This is a genomic window from Nocardioides thalensis, from assembly GCF_013410655.1.
Lineage (GTDB): Bacteria > Actinomycetota > Actinomycetes > Propionibacteriales > Nocardioidaceae > Nocardioides > Nocardioides thalensis.
This window is the reverse complement of record NZ_JACCFP010000001.1, coordinates 1,378,621-1,403,890: the sequence shown is the minus strand read 5'-3', so window position 1 is coordinate 1,403,890 and position 25,270 is coordinate 1,378,621. Positions and strand designations below refer to the sequence as shown.

General features: G+C 71.8%; 26 protein-coding genes. 11 read left to right on the top strand and 15 right to left on the bottom strand.

The features are described from left to right. Positions 1–6: 6 nt before the first annotated feature. From HNR19_RS06950 to yczE, 6 genes are all read right to left on the bottom strand, one after another. Positions 7–1,032, bottom strand: a complete 1,026-nt coding sequence (locus HNR19_RS06950) for a glutamate ABC transporter substrate-binding protein (RefSeq protein ID WP_179667232.1) — start codon at positions 1,030–1,032, stop codon at positions 7–9. Beyond that, positions 1,029–2,183 (bottom strand): hypothetical protein, encoded by a 1,155-nt coding sequence (locus HNR19_RS06945; RefSeq protein ID WP_179667231.1) that lies wholly within the window; start codon positions 2,181–2,183, stop codon positions 1,029–1,031. The genes HNR19_RS06950 and HNR19_RS06945 overlap by 4 nt, the downstream gene beginning before the upstream one ends. Before the next feature lie 155 nt (positions 2,184–2,338). Continuing rightward, positions 2,339–3,997, bottom strand: a complete 1,659-nt coding sequence (locus HNR19_RS06940; protein WP_343047088.1) for an AAA family ATPase — start codon at positions 3,995–3,997, stop codon at positions 2,339–2,341. Next, positions 3,994–4,515: a hypothetical protein gene (locus tag HNR19_RS06935; RefSeq protein ID WP_179667230.1), complete on the bottom strand. Its 522-nt coding sequence runs from the start codon at positions 4,513–4,515 to the stop codon at positions 3,994–3,996. The genes HNR19_RS06940 and HNR19_RS06935 overlap by 4 nt, the downstream gene beginning before the upstream one ends. 6 nt (positions 4,516–4,521) lie before the next feature. Next, positions 4,522–5,748, bottom strand: coding sequence for a toxic anion resistance protein (locus HNR19_RS06930; protein WP_179667229.1), 1,227 nt, complete (start codon positions 5,746–5,748; stop codon positions 4,522–4,524). A 43-nt stretch (positions 5,749–5,791) separates the two neighbouring features. Beyond that, positions 5,792–6,463, bottom strand: a complete 672-nt coding sequence (gene yczE, locus HNR19_RS06925) for a membrane protein YczE (protein WP_179667228.1) — start codon at positions 6,461–6,463, stop codon at positions 5,792–5,794. 61 nt (positions 6,464–6,524) lie between these two features. Between yczE and yczR the strand changes: the two genes are divergently transcribed. Next, positions 6,525–7,976, top strand: a complete 1,452-nt coding sequence (gene yczR / locus HNR19_RS06920; protein ID WP_179667227.1) for a MocR-like transcription factor YczR — start codon at positions 6,525–6,527, stop codon at positions 7,974–7,976. Position 7,977: 1 nt separating this feature from the next. Here the strand turns inward: yczR and HNR19_RS06915 are convergent, their stop codons facing one another. Both HNR19_RS06915 and serA read right to left on the bottom strand, forming a co-directional pair. Further along, positions 7,978–8,880: a glycoside hydrolase family 16 protein gene (locus tag HNR19_RS06915; protein ID WP_179667226.1), complete on the bottom strand. Its 903-nt coding sequence runs from the start codon at positions 8,878–8,880 to the stop codon at positions 7,978–7,980. A gap of 124 nt (positions 8,881–9,004) precedes the next feature. Then, the gene (gene serA / locus HNR19_RS06910; RefSeq protein WP_179667225.1) at positions 9,005–10,594 is read right to left on the bottom strand and encodes a phosphoglycerate dehydrogenase; all 1,590 of its coding nucleotides are present in this window, start codon (positions 10,592–10,594) and stop codon (positions 9,005–9,007) included. Between the two features lie 156 nt (positions 10,595–10,750). On the opposite strand from serA, the gene HNR19_RS06905 reads away from it, so the two are divergent. The 5 genes from HNR19_RS06905 to HNR19_RS06885 are packed head-to-tail and all read left to right on the top strand — an operon-like array spanning position 10,751 to position 14,613. Continuing rightward, entirely contained in the window at positions 10,751–11,473 is a 723-nt protein-coding gene (locus HNR19_RS06905; RefSeq protein ID WP_179667224.1) for a DUF4129 domain-containing protein, read from the top strand. Continuing rightward, positions 11,473–11,829 carry a hypothetical protein gene (locus HNR19_RS22625; protein ID WP_179667223.1) on the top strand — a complete coding sequence of 119 codons (357 nt, stop codon included), beginning with the start codon at positions 11,473–11,475 and terminating at the stop codon, positions 11,827–11,829. The genes HNR19_RS06905 and HNR19_RS22625 overlap by 1 nt, the downstream gene beginning before the upstream one ends. Then, the gene (locus tag HNR19_RS06895; protein WP_179667222.1) at positions 11,826–12,794 is read left to right on the top strand and encodes an AAA family ATPase; all 969 of its coding nucleotides are present in this window, start codon (positions 11,826–11,828) and stop codon (positions 12,792–12,794) included. Before HNR19_RS22625 ends, HNR19_RS06895 begins: the two co-directional genes overlap by 4 nt. Continuing rightward, positions 12,791–14,071, top strand: a complete 1,281-nt coding sequence (locus HNR19_RS23460; protein WP_179667221.1) for a DUF58 domain-containing protein — start codon at positions 12,791–12,793, stop codon at positions 14,069–14,071. The genes HNR19_RS06895 and HNR19_RS23460 overlap by 4 nt, the downstream gene beginning before the upstream one ends. Further along, positions 14,068–14,613, top strand: coding sequence for a hypothetical protein (locus HNR19_RS06885; protein ID WP_179667220.1), 546 nt, complete (start codon positions 14,068–14,070; stop codon positions 14,611–14,613). The genes HNR19_RS23460 and HNR19_RS06885 overlap by 4 nt, the downstream gene beginning before the upstream one ends. A 2-nt stretch (positions 14,614–14,615) precedes the next feature. On the opposite strand, the gene HNR19_RS06880 is transcribed toward HNR19_RS06885, so the two are convergent. After that, the gene (locus HNR19_RS06880; protein ID WP_179667219.1) at positions 14,616–15,332 is read right to left on the bottom strand and encodes a DsbA family oxidoreductase; all 717 of its coding nucleotides are present in this window, start codon (positions 15,330–15,332) and stop codon (positions 14,616–14,618) included. A 305-nt stretch (positions 15,333–15,637) separates the two neighbouring features. Here HNR19_RS06880 and HNR19_RS06875 point away from each other — a divergent pair, with 305 nt between their 5' ends. From HNR19_RS06875 to HNR19_RS06865, 3 genes are read left to right on the top strand one after another with little or no spacing between them, the layout of a single operon-like run. Beyond that, positions 15,638–16,537, top strand: coding sequence for an ABC transporter ATP-binding protein (locus HNR19_RS06875; RefSeq protein WP_179667218.1), 900 nt, complete (start codon positions 15,638–15,640; stop codon positions 16,535–16,537). Further along, on the top strand, positions 16,534–17,358 hold the full coding sequence (locus HNR19_RS06870; RefSeq protein ID WP_179667217.1) for an ABC transporter permease: 825 nt from the start codon (positions 16,534–16,536) through the stop codon (positions 17,356–17,358). The genes HNR19_RS06875 and HNR19_RS06870 overlap by 4 nt, the downstream gene beginning before the upstream one ends. Before the next feature lie 48 nt (positions 17,359–17,406). After that, positions 17,407–17,841: an EamA family transporter gene (locus HNR19_RS06865; RefSeq protein ID WP_179667216.1), complete on the top strand. Its 435-nt coding sequence runs from the start codon at positions 17,407–17,409 to the stop codon at positions 17,839–17,841. A gap of 15 nt (positions 17,842–17,856) precedes the next feature. Here the strand turns inward: HNR19_RS06865 and HNR19_RS06860 are convergent, their stop codons facing one another. Then, complete coding sequence (locus tag HNR19_RS06860) at positions 17,857–18,705, bottom strand: helix-turn-helix transcriptional regulator (protein ID WP_218910175.1); 849 nt, start codon at positions 18,703–18,705, stop codon at positions 17,857–17,859. A gap of 132 nt (positions 18,706–18,837) precedes the next feature. Between HNR19_RS06860 and HNR19_RS06855 the strand changes: the two genes are divergently transcribed. Then, a complete protein-coding gene (locus HNR19_RS06855; RefSeq protein WP_179667215.1) occupies positions 18,838–19,107 on the top strand; it encodes a putative antibiotic biosynthesis monooxygenase in 270 nt (89 codons plus the stop codon). A gap of 122 nt (positions 19,108–19,229) precedes the next feature. Here the strand turns inward: HNR19_RS06855 and ilvC are convergent, their stop codons facing one another. The 4 genes from ilvC to HNR19_RS06835 all read right to left on the bottom strand — a co-directional run bounded on the left by ilvC (position 19,230) and on the right by HNR19_RS06835 (position 23,359). Further along, complete coding sequence (ilvC, locus tag HNR19_RS06850; RefSeq protein WP_179667214.1) at positions 19,230–20,255, bottom strand: ketol-acid reductoisomerase; 1,026 nt, start codon at positions 20,253–20,255, stop codon at positions 19,230–19,232. Positions 20,256–20,362: 107 nt separating this feature from the next. Next, the gene (ilvN, locus tag HNR19_RS06845) at positions 20,363–20,905 is read right to left on the bottom strand and encodes an acetolactate synthase small subunit (protein ID WP_179667213.1); all 543 of its coding nucleotides are present in this window, start codon (positions 20,903–20,905) and stop codon (positions 20,363–20,365) included. Position 20,906: 1 nt separating this feature from the next. Continuing rightward, on the bottom strand, positions 20,907–22,679 hold the full coding sequence (locus tag HNR19_RS06840) for an acetolactate synthase large subunit (RefSeq protein ID WP_179667212.1): 1,773 nt from the start codon (positions 22,677–22,679) through the stop codon (positions 20,907–20,909). Positions 22,680–22,942: 263 nt separating this feature from the next. Continuing rightward, positions 22,943–23,359: a VOC family protein gene (locus HNR19_RS06835; RefSeq protein WP_179667211.1), complete on the bottom strand. Its 417-nt coding sequence runs from the start codon at positions 23,357–23,359 to the stop codon at positions 22,943–22,945. A gap of 77 nt (positions 23,360–23,436) precedes the next feature. Between HNR19_RS06835 and HNR19_RS06830 the strand changes: the two genes are divergently transcribed. Then, on the top strand, positions 23,437–24,420 hold the full coding sequence (locus HNR19_RS06830; protein ID WP_179667210.1) for a GDSL-type esterase/lipase family protein: 984 nt from the start codon (positions 23,437–23,439) through the stop codon (positions 24,418–24,420). On the opposite strand, the gene HNR19_RS06825 is transcribed toward HNR19_RS06830, so the two are convergent. After that, entirely contained in the window at positions 24,401–25,261 is an 861-nt protein-coding gene (locus HNR19_RS06825) for a CHAD domain-containing protein (RefSeq protein ID WP_179667209.1), read from the bottom strand. The genes HNR19_RS06830 and HNR19_RS06825 overlap by 20 nt on opposite strands. Between the last annotated feature and the right edge of the window lie 9 nt (positions 25,262–25,270).

Genomic DNA, 25,270 nt, shown 5'->3' with positions numbered 1-25,270 from the left:
CCGGGATCACCGCCCGTAGAGGGGCTCAGGCTGGACGGCACCCTCCTCGTTGACGTCCGGACCACCGAGGTAGGGAGCGAGCCACTTGTTGTACGCGGCCTGCCACGAACCGTCGGCGCGCATGTCCTCGAGGACCTGGTTGATGAACGCAGCGAGCTCAATATTCTCCGCATTCACGCCGACGCCGTAGGGCTCGCCGTATTCGCCTCCGAGCTGTGGCTGCACCTCGGGGACGATGGCGTAGGGGTCCTGAGCGGCGAGTCCGGCGAGCACGGTGTCATCACCCGTGATCACGTCGACGTCGCCGTTCTGAAGCTTGACCAGGCAACCGGTGTGGTTGGGAGCCGGCGAGATCACGGCCTCGGGCTCTTCTTCCGCCACGTTGTCGAGGCTTGTGGAACCAGTCGGTGCGCACACCCGAAGCTCGGCGAGGTCGGGCACCTGTGTCTCGTCTTCGACGCCATCACCGTCGGCGTCCACTGGCTCAGCGAGATCCGCGCGGACCAGCACCTTCTGGGTTGCGTGGTAGTACTCCGCCGAGAAGGCGATGTGCTCCCAACGGTCGCAGTTGATCGTCATGTTGCGTACGACCATGTCGAGCTCGCCCTCCTCCAGCAGAGGGATCCGCTGCCCGGCGGTGATGACGCGATACTCGATGTCGCGGCCCGGGTTGAAGTCGTCGCCGAAGATCTCCTCAGCGATCCGGGTCACGATCTCGATGTCGAAACCCTCGATCCGGTTGTTCTTCTCCGGGTTGGCCGCGGCCATCAGATAGGTGTCCGCCGAGACGCCGACCCGGAGCGTCCGGGGTCCGGACCCGTCCCCGATCTCCAGGTCTGCAGGGTCGACTGAGCCGGGTGCGTAGGACCGCTTGTCCGTTTCCACACTGTCCCGCTCGCACAGCAGCGGCGGCGGAGGCGCGGCTGACGAAGGCGCCGGGTCCTCGGGAAGGGGCGTTTCGTCATAACCGCAACCCGACAAGATGAGCGCCAGGGCGCCGAGGACTACGACAGGCCTCGAAATCCTCGTCATGCGTACTCCTTCCGGCGAGCACCGATACCTCGGGCAACCGCAACGGCGGCGACGATGCCGAGCAGCAGTGTGATGGCGGACCCAGCCAGAGCCAGCCCGCGGCCCGACCGCAGCTCGTCGGACGTCTTCGTGCCGTTGGTGTCGACCACCCGCTCGGACGCGTTGTCAAAGGCCTCGAACGCTGCAGTCGACGTGTCAGCCGTCTCGTTGTCGTCCTCGTCGCGCGCGGTTGCCTGGATGACTGCGCTGAACCAGCGGTCCCTCTCGTCGAGCTTCACGATCGCTTCGTGAAAGTCGGCGTATGCCGTCCACTCTTCGTCGGTACTGCCAACGGCCTTCTCAACGACCACTGCGGCCGCCGTGCGCCAGGGCTCCTCGTACAGCTCGCCGGACCCTCGCTTGATCAACCGCAGGCTCTCCAGCGCCTTCGCGTCGTTGCCGGCTGTGCGGGCGATGGCCTGGCGGGTTGCGGTGTCGAGTTCATCGCTCAACAGTGAGTCGTTCTGGCTGTCGCCACGGTAGGCGGCGGCAACGGCGACGAGCGTCACCACGAGCACGATGCCGGCGGCCACCGCGAACCCGACGTTGATGCGCCGGCGGAAGTGCTGAGCAAGCTGGCGGTTGAGCCACCACAGTCCCACCAGGGCGAGAACCCCGAGCAGCAGCAGCCAGATCGGGTGCTGCCCGCCCATCGCGTCCTCGGTGCGTTCGGTGTTGGCGTCGGCAAGGTTCGTGAGGATCGGCATTGCCTCGGCGCGCAGCGCCGCGCTGGCACCGCTCAGGTACTCGGCGCCGACCGGGAAGCCCTGACGGTTGTTGACCCGCGCCTGCGCGACGGCGTCGGTGTAGTCGTTGATCTCGACGATCAGCGCTGCAAGCGCCTCGCGGTCCGCCGGCTGCGCCTTCGCCGCATCGGTGATGTCGGTGAAGACGTCGTTGATCGCGGTGTCGTACTGCTCGCGCTGGTCCGGGTCCTCGAGGCCTCCGACGAGGAAGGCGTTAGTGGCGAGCGCGTCAGCGTGGAGCAGGTTCGACTCGACCGAGCGGATCCGGATGAGCTGCTCGGCATCGTCGGCCGCGCGGCCGTCCGACTGCCACGCGAGGAACTGGAGCAGCGCGCAGACCAGGCCGAAGACGATCGCGATGCTCACGCCGATGAGCTGCCAGCGGTTGAGCAGCGCGGGGGTGTCGACCACGGTGCGGCCGCCGGGCTGAGCGGCGGGGATCACGACGGGCGTGCCGGGGGCGGGCTGCTGGGCAGCGGGAGCCGGGGCGCCGGCCGGGGCCGGTGCGGGAGCGGGCTGACTCACTTGTCCTCCTGGGCCACGGCGTCGGCCTCCTCGGTGGGGGCCGCGTCGTCGGTCTCTGCCTCATCGAACGGTTCGACGGGTACGGCGGGTTCCGCATCGGCAGGAGGAGCCAGCTCGCCGTCCTCGGTGACGACGGGCTCGTCCTCGGCAGACTCGTCCTCGTCGGTCTCCACCACCAGGTCGTCCGGCTCCAGGCTGCGCAGCTGCTCGAGCGTGGGCTCGGCGATCTCGCGCAGGCGCCAGGCGTGGTGGCCGATCGCGGCCTCGAGCACGTTGCGCACGAAGCGCGCGTTGCCGAAGGACGGGCCGCGCTGGACGCCGGCGAGGATCTCGCGGAGGCGGGCGACGACCTCCTCCCCCGCGTCGTAGTCGGCGCCCTTCGCCATGCCGGCGAAGATCTCGGCGAGCTCGTCGTCGGTGTAGTCGGCGAAGTCGATCGTGGTGCGGAAGCGGCTCTCGAGGCCGGGGTTCTCGGAGATGAAGATCGCCATGGGGAGCGGATAGCCGGCGACGATCACGACCAGGTCGTCGCGCTTGTCCTCCATCTCCTTGACGAGGGTGTCGATTGCTTCCTTGCCGTACTGGTCGCCCGAGAGCGAGTAGGCCTCGTCGATGAAGAGAACGCCGCCCTCGGCGGACTTCACGACCTCCGCCGTCTTCTGGGCGGTCTGGCCGAGATAGCCGGCGACCAGCTCGGAGCGGTCGACCTCGACGAGCTGGCCCTTGGACAGCAGGCCGAGCGCCCGGTAGATGCCGGCGACCAGGCGGGCGACGGTGGTCTTGCCGGTGCCGGGATTGCCGTTGAAGACGAGGTGGCGGGTGATCGTGGGCGTCTCGAGACCTGCCTTCTTGCGCAGCCCCTCGACCCGCAGCACCGCGGCCTGGCGGTGGATCTCGGCCTTCACGTTGGCGAGGCCGGTGAGCGCGTCGAGCTCGGCGAGCAGCTCCTCGACGGTCTTGACGGGCTCCTCGGGCTCCGGCTCCTCGGCCGGCTTCTCCGCGGGCTCCTGGGTGGCGGTCTGTACGCCGTCCGTGCCACCGGAAGTTTCGAGGGTCGGCGCTGGCGCGCCTCCCGCCTCAACCACCGGCGGCGTCGGCAAGGCGTCGTTGAGGGCGCGCAGCTGTTGCTGGACCCGCTCCCCCATCGCGCGCACCTGGTCGAGCATCTCGTCGCCGACACCGGGCACCGGTTGGCGGCCAGCCGGTGGTTGAGGTGCGAGGTCGCCCAGCGACCGAGCCTCGAAACCTCCGGCGGCACCCTCCCCCAGCTGTGCAGCAGCGGCCATCGTGGCGGCGCCGACCGCGTCGGGTCCGGGCTGGCCCAGCATGCTGGCGGCGAGGGCGACCTCGCCGAGCGCCTTCGCGTACGCCGGGGCATGCTGCGACTTCTCGAGCGAGAGCTGCGCCATCGACGGGGTCGGGCCGGCGCGGAACCGGTTGCCCCGCTTGGCGGCGAGGAAGAACTCCTCGGCCGAGGTCGCCCGGCCGGTCTGCTCCGACCAGTCGACGAACGCACCCTTGGACCGCTCGGCCACGGTGGCGGCGAGCGCCTCTCCCTCGGCGCGGGCCGCGGCCTCGTCGAGACCCGCGCCCCGCGCGGCTTCCACGAGCGCGTCGAGGGCGCCGCTCAGCGTCGTACCGGATGAGTTCGTCACTGTGGCGTCCCTAGGTTGAGCTCCTGGCCACCGTCGTTGTGGTGGCCGAACTTGGCGTCGAGGAAGCGGCTGTGCGCGATCAGCGCCTGCGCATCGGCCCGGTTGGCCGCGTCGAGGATCTTGTCCATCGTCATGCCCAGCAGGTCGAGGGTCTCGATGAGCAGCACCAACGACGTCTTGTGGCCGTCGATCGGCCGGCTGTCGGCCCACTCGCGCGGCAGCCGCAGGTAGGAGCTCACGGCCTCGGGGAGGTACTCCGTCGCGGTCGCCACGACCGAGTAGCCCTCCTGGCTGCCGAGCCCGAGGTTGCGTATCCGCGGCAGCGTCTGGCTGATGGTGCGTGCGATCCGCACCACGCGCGAGACGACGACGGGCGGCGCGTTGCCCTCGCGGAGCATCGCGTTGACTCGGTTGAGCGCGGCGAGCACGTCCTGCTCCGTCGGAGGCGCAGGTACGACGTACTCCTGGTCGTCGTCCTTGTCGTCACCGAGCCGCTTGAACCACGACTTCAGACCCACCGAAGATCAGCCGATGTCCAGGGTGCCGGCGGCGTTGCGCTGGTCGTGCCTCTGCACGCGGTCGAGGTAGGCACGCGACTTCTGGACCTCCGACTCGAGCACGCCGATGGTCGTCGACATGTTGTCGAGCGCCTTCAGCTTGAACTCGTCGATGGAGTCCATCGTCATGTAGATGTTGTTGAACGCGGCCTGGAGCTGCTCCATGCCGATCGTCGACGACGCGGCCTGCTCCTGGATCGCCGCGGAGTTGTCGCGCAGCATCTCCGACGTCCGCTGGATCATGTTGGACGTCGTCGTGTTCAGCGCGGTGATCTGGTCGAGCACCAGCTTCTGGTTGCCGAGGGCCTGGGCCACGATGACGGCCGTGCGGAGCGCCGAGATCGTGGTGGTCGTGGCGCGGTCGACGCCCTTGATGAGCTCGATGTTGTTCTTGATGATGATGTCGATCGCCAGGTAGGCCTGGATCGAGACCGCGAGCTGGGTGAGCAGGTCCTGGTGCTTCTGGCGGACGTAGAACAGCACGTCCTGCGACATCGTCTTCGCGGCCTCGGGGTCGCTGAGCTCGAGCTCGGCGATCTTCGCCGACAGCTTCGCGTCGAGCTGCTCCGCGACGTAGACGTACTGGTTGAGGCGGCCCATGGTGGCCCAGAGGTTGGTCTTCTCGAGGTTGAGCGCGACGTTGTCCTTGGTCAGCTCGTCCTGACCGCTGCGCAGGCTGTGCAGGATGCCGTTGAGCTGGCTCTGCGCCGACTGGTACTTGCGGAAGTAGTCCTCGATCTTGTCGTTGAACGGGAGCATGTCCCAGAACTTCTTCGCGCCCTTGGCCTGGCCGGGGTCGAGGTCCTCGACGGTACGGCGCAGGTCGAGCAGCGTCTTGCCGACCTTCGAGCCCTGCGCGATGCCGCCCTCCTTGAGCGCGGTCACCGGCTTGTCGAGCATCCGGTTGGACGTCTCGGCCGCCTTGCGGATGTCGTTGTCGCCCATGGTGCGGACGTTCTCGGCCTGCTTGGCGAACTCCGGGCTGCCGACCTTCTGCGTGCTGAGGGCGGTCAGGAAGTTGTCGACCTTCGCGTCGAGCTCGGGCACCATCTCGGGCGCGACCTGGGGCGCCATCTTGGGGGCCTGCGTCTCGATGACGACGGCGGGCGCCTCGGGGGCGGTGAGCGTGAGGACCGGCTCGGGCGGAGCGAGCGGGCTCGGTTCGGGCGCGGCTGCGGAACCATCGGTGGTCATGGACCTGAGACTATCCACCGATACCCGGGTCCACACTCAGGATTCACCCTGAAATGTGCCGGTCTTCCAGGTCCACAAGAAACCACGGGAGCATCAGCTGGGTCAGCGGTCCGATCGCCAGCGCGAACACCACCGTGCCGATGCCGATCGCGCCGCCCAGGACCAGGCCGACCGCGACGACGGTGACCTCGAGCGCGGTGCGCACCAGCCGGATGGACAGCCCGGTACGGCGGTGCAGGCCGGTCATCAGCCCGTCACGCGGCCCGCGGCCGAGCTGGGCGCCGATGTAGACGGCGGTCGCCAGGGCGCACAGCACGACGCCCCCGACCATGAGCGCGACCCGGCCGACGAGCCCGTCGACCGGCCCGAGCAGCCACAGCGTGGCGTCGACCGAGATGCCGACCAGCAGCGCGTTGGCGACGGTGCCGATGCCCGGCACCTCGCGCAGCGGGATCCACGCCACGAGCACCGCGAAGCTCATCAGCACGACGGCCTGACCGAGCGTGATCGGCACATGCTGGATGAAGCCGGAGTGAAGCACGTCCCACGGGGCCAGGCCCAGGTCGCCGCGGAACATCAGCGCGAGGCTCACGCCGTACAGCCAGAGGCCGATGACGAGCTGCGGGAGACGGCGGCCGAGGCGGCCGGCGCGCAGCTGGGCGATCGGGCCGAGGTCGGCGAGGACGGGGGCGGTCGTGGGGACGGTGGTGCTCACCCTCCAAGGATCATCCCGATTGGACTGTTGTGAAATAGCCACTCGTGATCTACTGGACTGCATGAGCGAGGCCATTTCCGCCAGCCGCGTCGCCACTCTTGTGGGCGACTTCGACCGCTCCCCGGCGTACGTCGGCCTGGCCGAGGCGCTGCGCGAGCTGATCGGCGACGGCCGCATCGGCTACGGCACCCGGCTACCGAGCGAGCGCGACCTGACCGCGGCGCTCGGCGTCTCCCGCACCACGGTCACCCGCGCCTACGCGGTGCTCCGTGACTCGGCGTACGCCGAGGCCCGCCAGGGCGCCGGCACGTTCACGCGGCTGCCCGGCGGCCCGACGCGCGCGTACGACCGGGCGCTCTGGCCGACCGACGTCGCCGCCTCGAGCGGGGTGATCGACCTGGTCTGCGCCGCCGCGACCGCTCCCCCGGGCATCGCGGCGGCGTACGCCGAGGCCGTCGAGGAGCTCCCGGCGCTGCTGGGCGGCCACGGCTACTACCCGGCCGGGCTGCCCGCGCTCCAGGCCGCGATCGCCGCGACGTACGACGCCCGCGGCCTGCCGACCCGGCCCGAGCAGATCGTGGTGACCGCCGGCGCCCTCGCCGCGTCGGCGGTCGTCGGCACCGCGCTCGCCGGTCCGCGCGACCGGGTGCTGATGGAGTCGCCGACCTATCCCAACGCCGTGCAGGCGCTCCGGTCCGGCGGCGGCCGCCTGGTGTCGGTGCCGCTCGAGCACGACGGATGGGACCTCGGCGTCGTCGCGGGCGTGCTGCGCCGGCGGAGCCCGCACCTCGTGCACGTGATGCCCGACTTCCACAACCCGACCGGCCTGGTGATGCCGGCCGGGCAGCGCGCCGACTACGCCCGCCTGCTCGCGCGTCACGAGGCGATCGCGGTCGTCGACGAGGCCCACCACGCACTCCGCCTCGACGACGGCGACGACCAGCGCCCGTTCGCCACGTTCGCGAAGGACGCGGTGACCGTCGGCAGCGCGAGCAAGAGCATCTGGGGCGGGCTGCGCCTGGGCTGGATCCGCTCCCCGCTCCCCCTCGTCGACCGGCTCACCCGCGCGCGGGTCGGCCTCGACCTCGGCGCGCCGGTGCTCGAGCAACTGGTGCTCGCCCGGCTCCTCACCCACGGCCTGGACGAGCTGCTCGACGCCCACCTTGCCCGGCTGCGCGAGCAGCGCGACGCGCTGGCCGCGGCCGTCACCCGGGAGCTGCCCGACTGGCGGTTCCGGCTGCCCGCCGGCGGGATGGCACTGTGGTGCGAGCTCCCCACCACCGGCGCGACCGCGCTCTCGGCGGAGGCAGAGCACCACGGCGTGCTGCTCGCGCCGGGGCCGTCGTTCGCGCCCGAGGGCGGCCTCGACCGGTGGCTGCGGATTCCCTACACGGTCGCCCCGTCCGTCCTGGAGGAGGCGGTACGGCGTACCGCCACCGCGTGGCGGGCCGTGACCGAGGGAGCCGGCCGGCCGCCGCGGCCCGCCGGCTCGTCCGGGGTGCTCGTGGCCTGAGCTACCGCCAGACCCGGACGTAGTCGACGCGGGTCGTCGCCGGCAGCGTCGTGCCGGCCACCGGAGCATTGTTGCCGCCGCCCAGGGCCTGGGTCAGGATCACGAAGAACGGGTGGTCGAACGGCTGCGGAGCGGTCAACGGCGCGGCCGGCTTCCACGAGCGGGCGAAGCAGAGCCTGCCGTCGTAGAAGAACCGCATCTGCGTCGGCGTCCACTCGAGCACGTACTTGTGGAACCCGCTCGGCGACTCCACGAAGCAGTTCCACGCGGTGTCGGCGGCAGCGACCCGGCCTTCGTAGTGGAGCGACGGATAGACCTGTCCGGGCGTCTGGGAGAACCACTCGGCCACGTCGATCTCTCCCGAGACCCGGCCGGGGCCGTAGGTGTTGTGGCGGTGGTAGAGCCAGAGGTTGCTGTGCAGGCCGGGCTGCGTGGCGGCCGGGAACGCCGCGCGGAACTCGAACCGACCGTAGGTCTGGTCGAAGCGGTTCCAGGTCATGACGGTGCCGGCGGTGTACTGCGTGGTCCACGACGAGCCGCCTGCGGCGCAGGTGAACGGGGCCGCCTCCTTGCGCACCGTCAGCCGCAGCACACCCAGAGCGACCGACACGTTGCGCGGCGAGTCGACGTGGCACTCGCGGTTGACCTGGAAGCCGCTCAGCGCGGTGGTCTGCACCTTCCACTTGGCCGGGTCGAGCGTCGACCCCTTGAAGTCGTCGCTGAACGTGCACCGCCAGTAGCCGCCGCCGGGCTTGGGGACGGGCGCGCCGCAGGACGGCCCGCTGGTCGCGGCCTCGGTGCCGGCACGGTTGCGGTCGTCGTCGCCGCCGAGCGCGACCGCGCCGACGGCCCCGAGGGCCGTGACGAGAACTGCCGCGATGGTGCCGCCGACGCGCGTGCGCATGGGGATCATTGTCCTGGCAACCTCCGAGTTCGGTCCCAGGCGCGCGCTGGCTCAGCCCCCACGCGAGAAACGGCGCTCCTAGAACAAGTTCTCGCGAGAGGATGCCGTAAGTGCGACTCGGTGTCTAGACCAGATCCACGGCCCGGATCGAGGTCGCGTCGATCGCGGCCTCGATCTCGGCCAGTGTCTCGGCCGGGATCGCCGAGTCGACCGAGAGCGCCACGAGCGCCTCGCCGCCCTCGGTCTCACGGGAGACCTGCATGCCCGCGATGTTGACCTTCGCCTGCCCCAGGATCTGGCCGACGGTGCCGACCATGCCCGGGCGGTCGACGTAGGTGAAGAACGCGAGGTGGTCGGTGGGCTCGATGTCGATGTCGAAGCCGTTGACCTCGACGATCCGCTCGCGCTGGTGGATGCCGACGAGCGTGCCGCTGACCGACACCTGGGTGCCGTCGGCGAGGGTGCCGCGGATGGTGATCAGGTTGCGGTGATCGGGGCTCTCGGCGTCGGTCACCAGGCGGACCGCCGTGCCGCGCTCGGCGGCGAGCAGCGGCGCGTTGACGTAGGACACCTGGTCCTCGACCACGCTGCTGAACACGCCCTTGAGGGCGGCGAGCTCGAGCACCTTGACGTCGAGCTCGGTGATCTCGCCGCGCACCTCGACGTCGAGCTGCTGGGCGACCTCGCCGGCGACGCCGGTGAAGATCTGGCCCAGCTTCTCGGTCAGCGGGATGCCCGGGCGCACGTCCTCGGCGATGACGCCACCCTGGACGTTGACCGCGTCGGGCACAAGCTCGCCCGACAGGGCGAGGCGCACCGACTTGGCGACAGCGATGCCGGCCTTCTCCTGCGCCTCGTCGGTGGACGCGCCGAGGTGCGGGGTGGCGACGACGTTCTCGAGCTCGAACAGCGGGCTGTCGGTGCACGGCTCCTTGGCGAACACGTCGAGGCCGGCGGCCGCGATGCGGCCGGTCTTGAGCGCGTCGTAGAGCGCCGCCTCGTCGACGATGCCGCCGCGCGCCGCGTTGACGAGCACCAGGCTCGGCTTGACCTTCGCTAGCTGGTCGGCGCCGATGAGGCCGACCGTCTCCGGGGTCTTGGGCAGGTGGACCGACATGAAGTCGGCCTCGGCGAGCAGGGTGTCGAGGTCGACGAGGCGCACGCCCATCTGCGCAGCACGGCCGGCCTGCACGTAGGGGTCGTAGGCGATGACGTTCATGCCGAACGCGCTGAGGCGCTGGGCGACGAGGACGCCGATGCGGCCGAGGCCGACGATGCCGACGGTCTTCTCGTAGAGCTCGATGCCGGTGTACTTCGACCGCTTCCACTCGCCGTTCTTGAGCGCGGCGTGGGCGGGGCTGACGTGGCGCGCGGCGGCCAGCATCAGGGCGACGGCCAGCTCCGCGGCCGAGACGATGTTGGAGGTCGGCGCGTTGACGACCATGACGCCCGACTGGGTCGCGGCCTTGACGTCGACGTTGTCGAGGCCGACGCCGGCACGCGCGACCACCTTGAGCCGCTTCGCCGCGGCCAGGGCCTCGGCGTCGACCTTGGTCGCGGACCGCACCAGGATCGCGTCGACGTCGGCGATCGCCGGCAGCAGCTCCGCGCGGTCGGCGCCGTTGCAGTTGCGGATCTCGAAGTCCGGGCCCAGCGCCTCGACGGTGGCGGGGCTCAGCTCTTCGGCGATGAGAACGACAGGGCGGTCAGTCACAGCGGGGTCCTTTGCGTACGACGCGTGCGGGGTGAAGAGGTAACCGAGTGCACGACGCTGTGCCGAGACTCACGCTACCCGACGGCTCGGGTGTTACGAACTCATGAACGCGATTCGGACCTATCTCACAGTGGCCGACCGGGCTAGCGTTCCTTCATGGGGACGTCGTCGTGGACGACTTCGGTGCTGGCCGCGCTGGCGCTGGTCCTCTGCGCGGTCGTCGCGGCCACCTCCGAGCGGCCGCCATGGCCGGTCCTCGAGGCGCCGTCGTCACCGGAGCGGTCGACGCAGCAGGACGACGCGACCGGTGGCTCCGAGGGGCAGGCCGACCGGGGCGAGGAGCGTCCGGCTCCCGACGAAGACAGTGCCGGCGGCGGGGAGCCGGCCACGGCGGGCGGGCTGCTGACCCTCGCCGTCGTGGTGCTCGCCTCGGCACTGGTCGTCGTCGCCGCCCTCCGGCTCCGCCTGGTACGGCGACGCAGCCGGCTCACGCAGCGGGCGGGCCCCCGCACGGGCGCCCGCCCGTCGGTCGCCGAGGCCGACACCGACGAGGACGACCCACTGACGACGGCGCTCGACGCCGGCGTCCGGGCGGTCGGCGAGGGCGTGCCCCGCAACGCGATCGTCCGCGCCTGGCTCCGGCTCGAGGACGGAGTGGTGTCCGAGCACCTCCCGCGTCGGCCCGCGGACACGCCGACCGAGCTGGTCACGCGCGCGCTGACGGCGTACCGCCTGGACGCGGAGGCGATCCACCGCCTGGCCGAGCTCTACGAGGAGGCGCGGTTCTCCGCGCACCCGGTCACCGAGGCGCACCGGCGCGAGGCGGGACGCTGCCTGCACCGGCTGCTCGCGTCCGTCGGGGAGAAGGCGGTGCGGTGATGGTGGTCTGGATCGCGGCTCTGGTGGCGCTCGCCGCGGTGCTCGCGTTCGTGACAGCCGTCAGCCGCTCGGTGCTCGCCCCCGCGTGGCCCGACGAGGCCCCGCTGCAGGTGCGCGAGAGCCGGGCCGTCGACCAGCAGCTGCCCCACCTGGCCCGGCTGGTAGCGGCCGAGGACCCGACCGCCGCGCACCGGATCGTGCGCGAGGTGACCGCCGACCTGCTCGCCGCCGCGCACCTCTCCCCCGCGGACCTGGACCCGCGGGTCGCCGCGTTCCTCGCCGACCCGCCCCTGGCCTCTCCCGCGCGCTACCGCGCCGAGCTGGCCGCCGTGCTGGAGAGGATCGAGCGACTGTGACGACCATCGACTCCGTCACCGCGTCGCGGCGCGCGCGGGAGGTCCTCGACGAGGTGGAGACCGCCGTCGTCGGGAAGCGCGACGCGCTCACCCTCGTCCTCGCCGGCATCCTCGCCGGCGGCCACGTCCTCCTCGAGGACTTCCCGGGGCTCGGCAAGACGCTCGCCGCTCGCTCGTTCGCGCAGACCCTCGGCCTGGAGTTCCGGCGGGCGCAGTTCACCCCCGACCTGCTGCCCGCCGACCTCACCGGCTCGTTCATCTACGACCAGAGCAAGGGCGAGTTCGAGTTCCGCCCGGGGCCGCTGTTCACCGGCCTGCTGCTCGCCGACGAGATCAACCGGACGCCGCCCAAGACGCAGGCCGCGCTCCTCGAGGCGATGCAGGAGCGGCAGGTGACGATCGAGGGCCGCACGTTCGAGCTGGAGCCGCCGTTCCACGTGCTCGCGACGGCCAACCCCATCGAGTACGAGGGCACCTATCCGCTGCCCGAGGCACAGCTGGACCGGTTCCTCCTGCGGGTCGGCTTCGGCTACCCCGACGCCGACGAGGAGTGGGAGGTGCTGCGGCGCCGCCTCGAGCGCCGGCAGGAGGAGCAGACGCTGAGGCAGGTCACCACGCCCGAGGAGCTGCGCGACATCCAGGCGGCCGTCGAGGCGGTGACCGTCGACCCCGACATCGGCCGCTACTGCGTCGCGCTCGCCGGCGCGACCCGCTCCCACCAGCACACGCTCGTCGGCTCGTCGCCGCGCGGCGGGCTCGCGCTGATGCTCGTGGCGAGGGGGTACGCCGTGATCGCCGGCCGCGACTTCGTCGTGCCCGAGGACGTGAAGGCCGTCGCCGTGCCCGCGCTGGCGCATCGGATCACGATCCGCCCCGAGCTCTGGATGACCGAGATCTCAGGACGCACCGTGGTCGAGACGGTCCTCAACCAGGTGCCGGCACCGACCGCGCGGGAGCGGGTGTGAGCTGGCGGGCTACGTACGCCTACCTGCGCGCGGCGATCGTCGGGCTCGGGCTGCTCGTCGTCGGGGTCCTGCTGGGCCGGCCGGACGCGGTGGTGATCGCCGCGCCGCTCGTCGCGGCCGCGATCTGGGCGACCGCCGCCCGACCGAGCGTCGAGCCGGCCGTCTCCGCGCCGGGCGAGTCGCTCACCGTGCACGAGGGCGAGGAGCTCACGTGGCAGGCGGTCGTGACCGGGCTGCCGAGCGGCGGAGTCGTGGCCGCGCTGCACCCGGGCCAGCGGTGGCTCGACGTCGAGCCCGCCGAGGGCGTGCTGGTCGCGGCAGTGGAGGGGACGGCAGCCGCCGAGGCGGCGCTGCGGCCCACCCGGTGGGGCAGGCGCCGCCTCGGCGAGCCCGCGGTCGCCGCCTACGACCCGTGGCTCGCCTGGCGCTCGGGCCCCGTGCTCGCGGAGCCGTTGCGACTGACGGTGCTGCCGGTGACCTCGCCGCTGGAGATGGCGGCACCGGCGCCCCACCCGCGCGGGCTGGTCGGGCCCGAGCGCGCCGCGCGCACGGGCGAGGGCACCGAGTTCGCGAAGGTGCGGCCGTTCGCGCCCGGCGACCGGCTGCGTCGGATCCACTGGCCCGTCTCCGCGCGGACCGGACGGCTGCACGTGACCGCGACGTACGCCGACGAGGACGCGCACGTGGCGATCCTCGTCGACGCGGTCAACGACGTCGGCGAGAGCGCCGGCCTCGGCGGTGTGCACAGCTCGATGGACCTCGCCGTGCGGGCGGCCGCCGTGCTGGCCGAGCACTTCCTGCACCGCGGCGACCGGGTCGGCGTGCGGGTCTTCGGCGCCTGGGGCGTGAGCGTGGTGCCGGCGGCGACGGGCGGCACGCAGCTGCGCCGGATCCTCGACTCGCTCGCGCTCATCGAGCCCGGCACCGCCCGCGGCGAGGCGCCGCTCGCCGCGCGCCAGGGCCTGCGCGCCGGGACGCTCGCGCTGCTGCTGTCGCCGCTGATCGACCCGGCCGCGACCCAGCAGGTCGCGATCCTCAACCGCGCCGGCATCGACGTCGTGGTCATCGACACGCTGCCGCCCGGCGTCGGGGTCGAGGGCGGTACGACGCCGGCGGCGCTGGCGTGGCGGCTGCGGATGCTCCAACGGCGGGTCGAGATGGACCGGCTCGCAGCGCTCGGCGTGCCGTTCGTGCCGTGGGCCGGTGCACACAGCCTCGACCGGGTGCTGCGCGACCTCAGCCAGCGGTCCGCCGTACCCCGGCTGGTGCCGCGATGAGCGGCCTGGTCGTCCAGGACCGGGCGGGGCGGCGGATCGCGACGATCACGGTCGGCCGCACCCTCCTGCACGCGGCGGTCGTGCTGCCCGTGCTCGCGGCGGCGGCCGCGACGTGGGCGTCGTCGCCGGAAGGGGCCCGCGCCGGAGCGCCGCTCTGGCCGGCAGCCGTCCTCGTGGTGCTGGCGCTCGCGTCGGCCGTGGCGCCGGACAGCGGCGCGCCTCTCCTGACGCTCGCCGCGCTGGCCGCGTGGTGGCTGGTGGCTGTCCCCGACCCGGGCGCCGGGGCCACGATGGTCGTGGCCGGCTGCGCCCTTGCCTTCCACCTGGCGACAGCGCTCGCAGCGACCGGTCCGCCGGGCGTGGTGCCGTCGGTCGGTGTCGTCGGGCGCCTGCTGGCCCGGGCGCTGGTGCTGCTCTCAGCCGCGGCCGCGCTGGCAGCGTTGGTGGCGGCGGTCGAGGACCGCGCCGACTCTCCGTCGCTGCTGGTGGCGGCGACGCTGCTGCTCGCCGGGGCTCTGCCCTGGCTGGTCGCGCGCCGCTGAGATCAGATGGGGCAGCCGTCGGGGCCGCAGGCGTCGGCGTCCGCCGCGCCCGGAACGGTCTCGAGCACCGGGTGCGCGGCCGCCCACGCCCGCTCGAGCGCCTGCGCGAACAGCTCGACCGGCTGGGCGCCCGAGATGCCGAACTTCTGGTCGACGACGAAGAACGGCACGCCGGTCGCGCCGTACGCCGCCGCCTGCCGGATGTCGGCCTCGACCGCGTCGGCGTACTCCCTGCCCGACAGCACCTCGTCGACCCGGACCGGGTCGAGCCCGGCGGCGACCGCGACCTCGCGCAGCACGGCGTGGTCGGCGACGTTGCTGGCCTCGCCGAAGTAGGCGTGCAGCAGCGCGTCCTTGAGCACCGCCTGCCGCTCGGGGCCGCTCTCCGCGAGCGCGAGGTGGAGCAGCCGGTGCGCGTCGGCAGTGCCGACGAATGGCGACTCGCTGTGGCGGGTGAAGTCCATGCCCTCCTCGGCGGCGAGCGCGATCACCCGGCCCTGAGCCTCGGCGGCCTGCGCATCGCTCATCCGGTACTTGCGCGACAGCATCTGGCGTGCGGTCTCCGTCGGCTCGGTGGGGGCCGACGGGTCGAGCTGGAACGAGTGGTAGACGACCTCCACCTGGTCGCGGTGGGGGAAGCCGGCGATCGCCTTCTCCAGCCGCTTCTTGCCGATCGAGCACCACGGGCAGACGACGTCGCTCCACACATCGATACGCATGTGCGGCACAACGCCGTGCTCCGCCGGCGTGTTCCTCGGGCGAGCGGCGCCGGGGCTCGAGGGGTTACGGCCGGGCGATTTCGCGACGACGCGCCGGCGCCCCGCCCCCCGCGGCGGCCAGCCCGAGAGCGCCGCCGCGCGGCGGAGCGAGCAAGCCCGGCCGTGGCCCCTCGAGCCCCGGCGCCACACACCCGACCCTCACCTCCACCCCCCGCTCCCCCGAGACAACCTCAGGGGTCACTCAGGGACAGCAAGGGGGACAAGCCCGACGCGCGCGAGGCCCTCCCGCCGCGAGAGTTCTCGTCATGATCACCATCGAGTCACTCACCAAGCGCTACGGCGGCTACACGGCCGTCGACCAGGTCACGTTCTCGGCCGCACCCGGCCGCGTGACCGGCTTCCTGGGCCCCAACGGCGCCGGCAAGTCCACCACCATGCGGATCATGGTCGGCCTCACCCCGGCGTCGTCCGGGACGGCCACCGTGCTCGGCCGCCACTACGCCGACCTGCCCAACCCGGGCCGCGAGGTCGGCGTCCTGCTCGACGCCTCCGCCCAGCACGCGGGCCGCACCGGCCGGGAGATCCTCACCGTGGCCGCCCGCACCATCGGCGTCCCGAAGGACCGCGTCGACGAGATGCTGGCGCGGGTCAGCCTCACTGAGGAGGAGGCCGGCCGCCGGGTGCGCAACTACTCGCTCGGCATGCGGCAGCGCCTCGGCATCGCGACGGCGCTGATCGGCGACCCCGAGGTGCTCATCCTCGACGAGCCGGCCAACGGCCTCGACCCCGCGGGCATCCGCTGGATGCGCGACCTGCTCCGCGGGTTCGCCGACGAGGGCGGCACCGTGCTGCTCTCCTCGCACCTCCTGCACGAGATCGAGGTCATCGCCGACGACATCGTGGTGATCGGCAACGGCCGGATCGTCGCCGAGGGCAGCAAGGACGACCTCCTCGCCTCCGCCGGCACCCTGGTCCGCTCCGACGACCCGGTCGCTCTCGCCGCCGCGCTCACCGCGGCGGGCATCACCACCCACACCGGCGGGGACGGCGCACTCCGCGCCGAGGCCGACGCCGCAGCGGTCGGGCGTACGGCGTTCGCCGCCGGCGTCCCCGTCACCGAGCTCCGGGCGGCCGACGGCGCCGGCCTGGAGGAGATCTTCCTCGAGCTCACCGCCGAGACCCAGCGCGAAGGAGCAGCAGCATGAGCACCACCACCATCCCGGCCACGGCCTCGGGAGCCGCGGTCGCCGTACCGAAGCGGGAGCGGGCGGTCCCCGACCCCATCCCGTTCACCCGGATCCTCGCCGTCGAGCTCCGCAAGATGTTCGACACCCGTGCCGGCTTCTGGCTGATGGCGAGCATCGTCATCTCCTCCGCGATCGCCACCACGATCACGGTGCTGGTCGGCGACCGCGACGAGCTGAGCCTCGACTCGTTCGCAGCGTCCGTCGGCAGCCCGACGTCGATCATCCTGCCGCTGGTCGCCGCGCTGGCGGTGAGCAGCGAGTGGAGCCAGCGCACCGCGCTGACCAGCTTCACCCTGGTGCCGAGCCGCCGCCGGGTCATCGGCGCCAAGCTCGTCAACGTGCTCGCGCTCGGTGCGATCTCGATGCTGGTCGCGCTCGGCATCGGCGCCATCGGCAACCTGGTCGCCGCCGGCATCACCGGCAACGACCCCGTGTGGGACATCCCCGCCTGGAACATCGCGCAGATCGTGCTCGCCAACGAGCTCGGCATGCTCGTCGGGTTCACGCTCGGCCTGCTGTTCCGCAACTCCCCGGCCGCGATCGTCGGCTACTTCGTGTTCAGCCTGGTGCTGCCCGGCCTGTCCGAGGCCCTCGCCTCGGCACAGGACTGGTGGGCCGACAACGCCGCCTGGTTCGACCTCAACCAGACGCGGTTCCTCCTGTTCGACTCCGAGCTCAGCAGCCAGGACTGGGTGCAGCTCGGCCTGACCACCGGTCTGTGGGTGCTGGTCCCGTTCGTCATCGGGCTGCGTCTGGTGATGCGCAGCGAGGTGAAGTAGCCGCTCGACTTGCTCCCCACCACCGGGCCGAGGTGCGACCATCATCCGATGGATCTCACCTCGGCCTGGTGGTTCTGGGCGCTGCTGTCGGCCTTCTTCGCCGCGCTCACGGCAATCTTCGCCAAGGTCGGCGTCAAGGAGATCGACTCCGACGTCGCCACCTTCATCCGCACGATCGTCATCCTGGTGACGCTGGGACTGATCCTGCTGGCCGTCGGCAAGTTCCACTCCCCCGGCGAGATCAGCACCAGGACCTGGCTGTTCCTCGTCCTGTCCGGTCTCGCCACCGGCGCCTCGTGGATCTGCTACTTCCGGGCGCTGAAGGTCGGCGACGCCTCCCTCGTCGCCCCGGTCGACAAGCTGAGTGTCGTGCTCGTCGCGGTCTTCGGCGTCACGTTCCTGTCCGAGCGGCTGTCGGGACTCCAGTGGGTCGGCATCCTGCTCGTCGGCGGCGGCGCCGTACTCCTCGCCGTGACGGGGTAGGACACGCCCTAGGCGTCAGGTCCTGCTCTGCTCGAAGCTCTGGGTGCCGATGACCCGGAGCAGCTCCAGCTTCTCGCGCGCGTCCGTGCCCTCGACCGGGAGGAACGCCCGCACCCGCAGGTCCTCCTCGGGCGTGAAGAGGATCTCGCACGTGAGCTCGACCAGCCCGACCTCCGGGTGCACGATCGACTTCAGCGCGTGCCGGCGTACGGCGACCTCGTGGCGCTCCCAGAGCGCGCGGAACTCCGCGCTCCGCTCGAGGAGGTCGTCCACGAGCTCGTTGACGTCGGCGTCGCCGGCTCGCCTCGCATGGGTCGCGCGCAGGTCGGCGACGTGGGCGGCGGAGTGGATCGGCCAGTGCTCCTCGGGGAACGAGTCCCTGGCCCCTTCGACGGCGAACCACCGCCAGGTGATGTTGCTGTCGCGGCCGCCGCCGGGCTCCCGGTGACCGAGGATCGCGTCGGCGAGGGCGTTCTGCCAGAGCACCTCGTCGATGTCGGTGGCGATCACGAGAGGTACGTCGGTCAGCCGGTCGGCCAGTGCCAGCAGGCCGGGGCTGATGTGCCGCCCCGCGCGTCGGGCGGGTGGTGTCAGGTCGGCCAGGTGGTAGAGGTGGTCGCGCTCGTCGAGGTCCAGGCGCAGCGCCCGCGCGAGGGACGCCACGATCTGCTCCGACGGGTGCGCGCCGCGCTGCTGCTCGAGCCGGGAGTAGTAGTCGGTGGACATCCCGGCGAGCTGGGCGACCTCCTCGCGACGCAGCCCCGGCGCCCGCCGGCGGAATCCGGGCGGCAGCCCGACGTCCTCGGGGCGCAGCCCGTCGCGGCGCCGGCGGAGGAAGTCGGCGAGGCCCGCACGATCGATCATGGCCCCATCATGCGCCGTCCCCCGCTGCTCAGACAGGGACTGCCGGTCCCCGGTTGAGCTGTGCCTTCTCCGCCCGTGCCGGCGCGACGACCGTGGAGGCACCACACCACGAGATCACCCGAGGAGAAGTCGATGAGCACTCTCACCAACACCCCGTCCGGCACCGACCAGCCCACCGCCCCCGCGCCGGTCGGGCCGCCCACCCGGCTGCAGATGGCCGTCATGATCTGGCTCGCGGTCTTCCCGACCCTGACCGTGCTGTCCCTGGTCCTCGGCCCGTGGATCGGCGACATGAACCCGGTCCTGCGCACGTTCGTCCTGGCGACCATCGCCGTACCGACGATCGTGTTCGGCGAGATGCCCTGGCTCCAGCGTGCCCGCGTCTGGCTGCTGACCCGCTGATGCGCGAGTCGGCAGAAGGTCGCACCTGAAATCACGCGAGTCGGCAGAAGTTCGCACGCGCTGTGTGAACTTCTGCCGACTCGGCGCGTCTGCGACGCGAACTTGTGCCGACTCGGCGAGGACTAGCGGGCCGCGGAGCCCTCGGTGTAGTCGTCGTCGGACTGCTTCCAGGAGAAGTGGGCGCGCAGCGCCTTGCCGGTGGCCTCGATCGGGTGACCGGCCTCCTCCTCGCGGAGCTTGTTGAACTCGACGGCGCCGTTGTCCTGGTCGTCGATGAACCGCTGGGCGAACGCACCGGAGGTGATGTCGGCCAGCACCTCCTGCATACGGGCCTTCACCGACGCGTCGATGACGCGCGGGCCGGACACGTAGTCGCCGTACTCGGCCGTGTCGGAGACCGACCAGCGCTGCTTGGCGATGCCGCCCTCCCACATCAGGTCGACGATGAGCTTGAGCTCGTGGAGCACCTCGAAGTAGGCGATCTCAGGCTGGTAGCCGGCCTCGGTCAGGGTCTCGAAGCCCGCCTGCACCAGGTGGGAGACGCCGCCGCAGAGGACCGCCTGCTCACCGAACAGGTCGGTCTCGGTCTCCTCGGTGAACGTGGTCTTGATGACGCCGGCGCGGGTACCGCCGATCGCCTTGGCGTAGGACTTCGCGAGGTCCCAGGCCTGGCCGGAGGCGTCCTGCTCGACCGCGATGATGTCCGGGATGCCGCGGCCGGCGACGTACTCGCGGCGCACCGTGTGGCCGGGGGCCTTCGGGGCGACCATGATCACGTCGACGCCCTCGGGTGCCTTGATGTAGCCGAAGCGGATGTTGAAGCCGTGGCCGAAGACCAGGGTGTCGCCGGCAGCGAGGTGCGGCGCGATGTCGTCGGCGTAGATCTTCCGCTGGTGCTGGTCGGGGGCGAGGATGACGATCACGTCGGCCTCCTCGACAGCCGCCGCGACGGTGAGGACCTTCAGGCCCTGCTCCTCGGCCTTGGCCTTGCTCTTGGAGCCCTCCTTGAGGCCGACGCGCACGTCGACGCCGGAGTCGCGCAGGTTGAGCGCGTGGGCGTGGCCCTGGCTGCCGTAGCCGATCACCGCGACGTGCTTGCCCTGGATCAGGGACAGGTCGGCGTCGTCGTCGTAGAAAATCTCAGCCACTGGGGGCTTCTCCTTCTTCTGGGTTGGATGGTGCCTTGGTTTCGAGGTGGTTCCTGAGGTGCGAGCTTGCGAGCCTCGAAGGGCTCGGCCGCGGGCGGCCTCGCACCTCAACCAGCGGCGTTCGGCGATGGGACGGGGACGGCGACCGGGCGTGCTCGCTCGGAGATCGACCGCGGTCCGCGACCGATGCCGACCATGCCGGACTGCGCGAGCTCGCGGATGCCGAAGGGCTCGAGCACGCGGAGGAAGTCGGCGACCTTGCCTGCGTTGCCGACGACCATGATCGTGATCGCGTCGTTGGCGACGTCGATCACCTTGGCCTTGAAGAGCTGGACGCAGTCGAGCACCTGGCTGCGGGTCTCGGGCGTCGCGCCGACCTTGACCAGGACCAGCTCGCGCTGCACCGAGGCCTCGGGCTCGAGCTCGACGATCTTGATGACCTCGATCAGCTTGTTGAGCTGCTTGGTGACCTGCTCGAGCGGCAGCGACTCGAGGTTGACGACGATCGTCATCCGCGAGATCTCGTCGTGCTCGGTCGGGCCGACCGCCAGCGACTCGATGTTGAAGCCGCGGCGGCTGAACAGGGCCGCGATCCGGGCCAGGACGCCCGGCTTGTCCTCGACCAGGACGGACAGCGTGTGCTTGGACATGTCAGAGGTCGTCCTCGTCGAACTGGGGCGCGAGGTCGCGCGCGTACTTGATGTCGTCGTTGCTGGTGCCGGCGGCGACCATCGGCCAGACCATCGCGTCGCGGTGGACCCGGAAGTCGACGACAACGGGCACGTCGTTGATCTCCATCGCCTTCTGGATGGTGGCGTCGACGTCGTCGGGCGACTCGCACGCCAGCCCCACGCAGCCGTAGGCGTCGGCCAGCTTCACGAAGTCGGGGATCCGCTTCGAGTGCAGGTCGGTGTTGGAGTAGCGCTCGTTGTAGAAGAGCGTCTGCCACTGGCGGACCATGCCGAGCGACTCGTTGTTGATGACCGCGACCTTGATCGGGATGTTGTTGATCGCGCAGGTGGCGAGCTCCTGGTTGGTCATCTGGAAGCAGCCGTCGCCGTCGACCGCCCACACGGTCTGGTCGGGCATCGCGACCTTCGCGCCCATCGCCGCCGGCACGGCGTAGCCCATGGTGCCGAGGCCTCCGGAGTTGAGCCAGGTGTTGGGGCGCTCGTACTTGATGTAGTGGGCAGCCCACATCTGGTGCTGGCCGACGCCGGCGGTGTAGATCGTCTCGGGGCCGGAGATGACGCCCAGCCGCTCGAGCACCTTCTGCGGCGCCAGCGCACCGGAGGGCGGGGTGTCGTAGCCGAGCGGGTAGCTGCCCCTGACCCCCTCGAGGAAGCGGACCCAGCCCTCGTAGTCGCCAGTGTTGCCTGCCTCGGCCTCGGTGCGCAGGGTGGTGATCAGGTCGACCAGCACCTCGCGGACGTCTCCGACGATCGGCACGTCGGCGTGGCGGTTCTTGCCGATCTCGGCCGGGTCGATGTCGGCGTGGATGACCTTGGCCTGCGGGGCGAACGAGTCGAGGTTGCCGGTGACCCGGTCGTCGAACCGCGCGCCCAGGCTGATGATCAGGTCGCTCTTCTGGAGGCCGGCGACGGCCGCGACGGTGCCGTGCATGCCCGGCATGCCGAGGTGCTGCGGGTGGCTGTCGGGAAACGCGCCGCGCGCCATCAGCGTCGTGACCACCGGCATGCCGGTGAGCTCGGCGAGGGCCAGCAGCTCCTTGGACGCACCGCTGCGGATCGTGCCGCCGCCGACGTACAGGACCGGCTTGCGGCTCTCGAGGATCAGCCGGGCGGCCTCGCGGATCTGCTTGGCGTGCGGACGCGTCACCGGGCGGTAGCCCTGGAGCGAGATCTCGGACGGCCAGTCGAACGTGGTGGTGGCCTGGAGCGCCGACTTGGTGACGTCGACGAGCACCGGGCCGGGGCGGCCGGTCGAGGCGATGTGGAACGCCTCGGCGACGGTGCGCGGGATGTCGGCGGGGTCGGTGACCAGGAAGTTGTGCTTGGTGATCGGCATCGTGATGCCGCGGATGTCGGCCTCCTGGAAGGCGTCGGTGCCGATCATCGAGGCGCCGACCTGGCCGGTGACCGCGACCATCGGGACCGAGTCCATGTGCGCGTCGGCGATCGGGGTGACGAGGTTGGTCGCACCGGGGCCCGAGGTCGCCATGCAGACGCCCACGCGACCGGACGCGGCGGCGTACCCCTGCGCGGCGTGGCCGGCACCCTGCTCGTGACGCACCAGGATGTGGCGGATGCTGCTGTCCATCAACGGGTCGTAGGCCGGGAGGATCGCGCCTCCGGGAATCCCGAAGATGTCGGTGACCCCCGCCGCCTCCAGCGACTTGACGAGGCTCTGGGCTCCGGTGACGGAGGCCGAGCCCGCGGACGGGGTGCCCTGCTGCTCGCTCATCGGTTCGTCTCTCTCTCGGTGGTGCCGCGCGGCACTCCCGTACCCGTTGCACCCACAGTGTGGCCCAACAAAAAACCCCTCTGTTGCCGGGCAACGAGGGGTGGACGCGCTGGTCGCTTGAGTCGGTGACTCGCTAGCCGGCGCGCCCGGTGGATACGAGAATCTGCTGACGCATGGCGCTCACCCTACGCGGTCCACGCCCGCGGCGTGCGGCGGGTCCGCCGAACGTCCCGGATCGCGAGACGGCTGTCTCAAAAATGCCGTCAGGGCAGCACGACCTCGCCGATCGGCCCCGGGTTGTAGGCGATCTCCCAGCGGTAGCCGTCGGGGTCGCCGAAGTAGCCGGTGTAGCCGCCCCAGTCGCGGGTCTCCGCGGCGTGGACGGGGTCGGCGCCGGCGGCCTCCGCCGTCGCGAGCACGGCGTCGACCTCGTCGGTCGTGGCGACGTTGTGGGCGAGCGTGAACGGCGCGACGCCCTCCCCGACCGCGATCGGGCCGACCTCGGCCTCGAAGTGGGCGCGGTCCCACAGCGACAGCACCAGGTGCTCCCCCGCCCGGATCATGAGGACCTCGCCGGGCACGTCGAGGTCGGCGGTCCACCCCAGCCCGTCGAGGTAGAAGCGGCGGGTGGCATCGAGGTCGGCGACGGCGAGCGTGACGAAGCTGATCCGCTGGTCCATGGGTCCACCGTGGCACGCGACGCCGACAGGCGTCGTCCACGGGTGTGACGGCGGCCACGTTCGGTCGTTGAGGGAGCGTGCGCACCCCCCGGAAGCTGTTCGTCGCGTTGCCCGCGTTGCTCGCCGCGCTCGTCGCGTCGGTCGCGCTCGCCGCACCGGCCTCGGCGGACGACCGGTCCGGCGCCGGCTTCCGCGAGTACGTCGCCCTCGGCGACTCCTGGTCGGCCGACGTCGTGTTCCTCAACCAGCACGGCGGGCCCGACACCACGCACGCGCCGCTCGACTGCTTCCAGTCACGGGTGAACTACCCGAAGCTGGTGGCCGCAGCGCTGGGCGTGAAGGTCTTCCGCGACGCCACCTGCGGCTCGGCGACGACCGCGCACTTCGCCGGCCCGCAGACGGGCCTTCCGCTCGGCGGGACCAACCCGCCGCAGCTCGACCGCCTGACCCGTCGTACCGACCTGGTCACCGTGGGCATCGGCGGCAACGACGCCGGCATCGCGGCCGCCGCGATGACCTGCATCTCGGTCTCCCCGCTCGGCATCCCTGCCCCGCCGGTGCCGCTGCCCGACCTGCTGCCGCTCATCGACGAGTCGATCCTGCCGCTGGGCGCGTGCAAGGAGCGCTTCACCGCCGGCGGCGTCGACCGGCTGGCCCAGCAGATCCGCGACGCGCAGCCGCTCGTGGTGCGGGCACTGCGCCAGGTCCGCCGCCGCGCGCCCAACGCGCGGGTGCTGCTCGTCAACTACCTCGACGCGATCCCGGAGCGCGGCTGCTGGCCGATCGTCCCGATCACCGACGCCGACATGGGCTACCTCCACGACACGTTCGCGCGTCTCAACCGGATGCTCGCGCGCGCGGCGCGCAACGCCGGCGTCGAGCTCGTCGACACCCACCCGCTCAGCACCGGGCACCACGTCTGCTCGGGCCCGACCAACGCGTACGTCGAGGGCCTCGGCCTGGTGTCGGTCAACGACGTCGCCGTGGGCGTCCCGGCCCATCCGAACTCCGCAGGAGCCCGCGCCCAGGCACAGTCTGTGCTCAGGGCCCTGCGTCCATGACTGCGCGCCGCCGCTCGAGCTCGGCGAGAGCACCGGGGACGTCGCCGAGAGCGGCGGCGGCGCGCTGCTCGGCATGGGCGACGACCTCGAGGTAGGCCGGCGCGTCCGGGCCGGCATCCGGCAGGAGCCCGCGTACGCACTCGGCGAGGAGCAGCGCGTCGCGCTGGTCGCCGAGCAGTGACTGGATGCCCTTGCCGGCCTTGCCGAGCGCGGTCGCGGGCTCGCCGAGGACGTCACCCGGCTCCTTGGTCACCGCGTCCGCGACGTGCCGCAGCCGCCGGGCCGCCTTGCGCAGCGCGTGGCCCGCGTCGGGGTCCGAGAGGTAGTCCGCCTCGCGCGCCAGCGCACGGTCGGCCTGCGCGAGCAGCACCTCCTGCGCGACGACGCGCGCCGGGCGACCGCCGCCGACCACGGTGACCGCCCCCAGCTCGGACAGGCCCGCGATCTCCTCGTGACCGCCCACCCAGGCGACCAGCTTGGCGTGGGCCGTGCGGTGCGCCTCGGCGAGCGGCCCGACCAGTCGCGCGCTCGGACCCGCCCCCAGGCCGACGGCGGCGGCCGCTGCAGCCGCGTCGGCCGCACGCACCTCGAGGTCGCGGGCCCGACCGAGGCGGTCGCCGTACGACGAGAGCTGCGCGCGCACCGCGCCGACCGGACCCGGGTCGAGCAGGCCGCCGAACGCCGCGAGCACGTTGCGAAGCCGCCGCACCTCGGTGCGCAGCTGGTGGACTCCGTCCGGTGCGTCGGCCAGCGCCGCCGGCGTCCGCTCGGCGATCCGGCCGGCCAGGTCGTCCAGCACGACGGGCAGCAGCTCGCCCACGGTCAGGTCCGGCGCCGCCATGGATTCAGG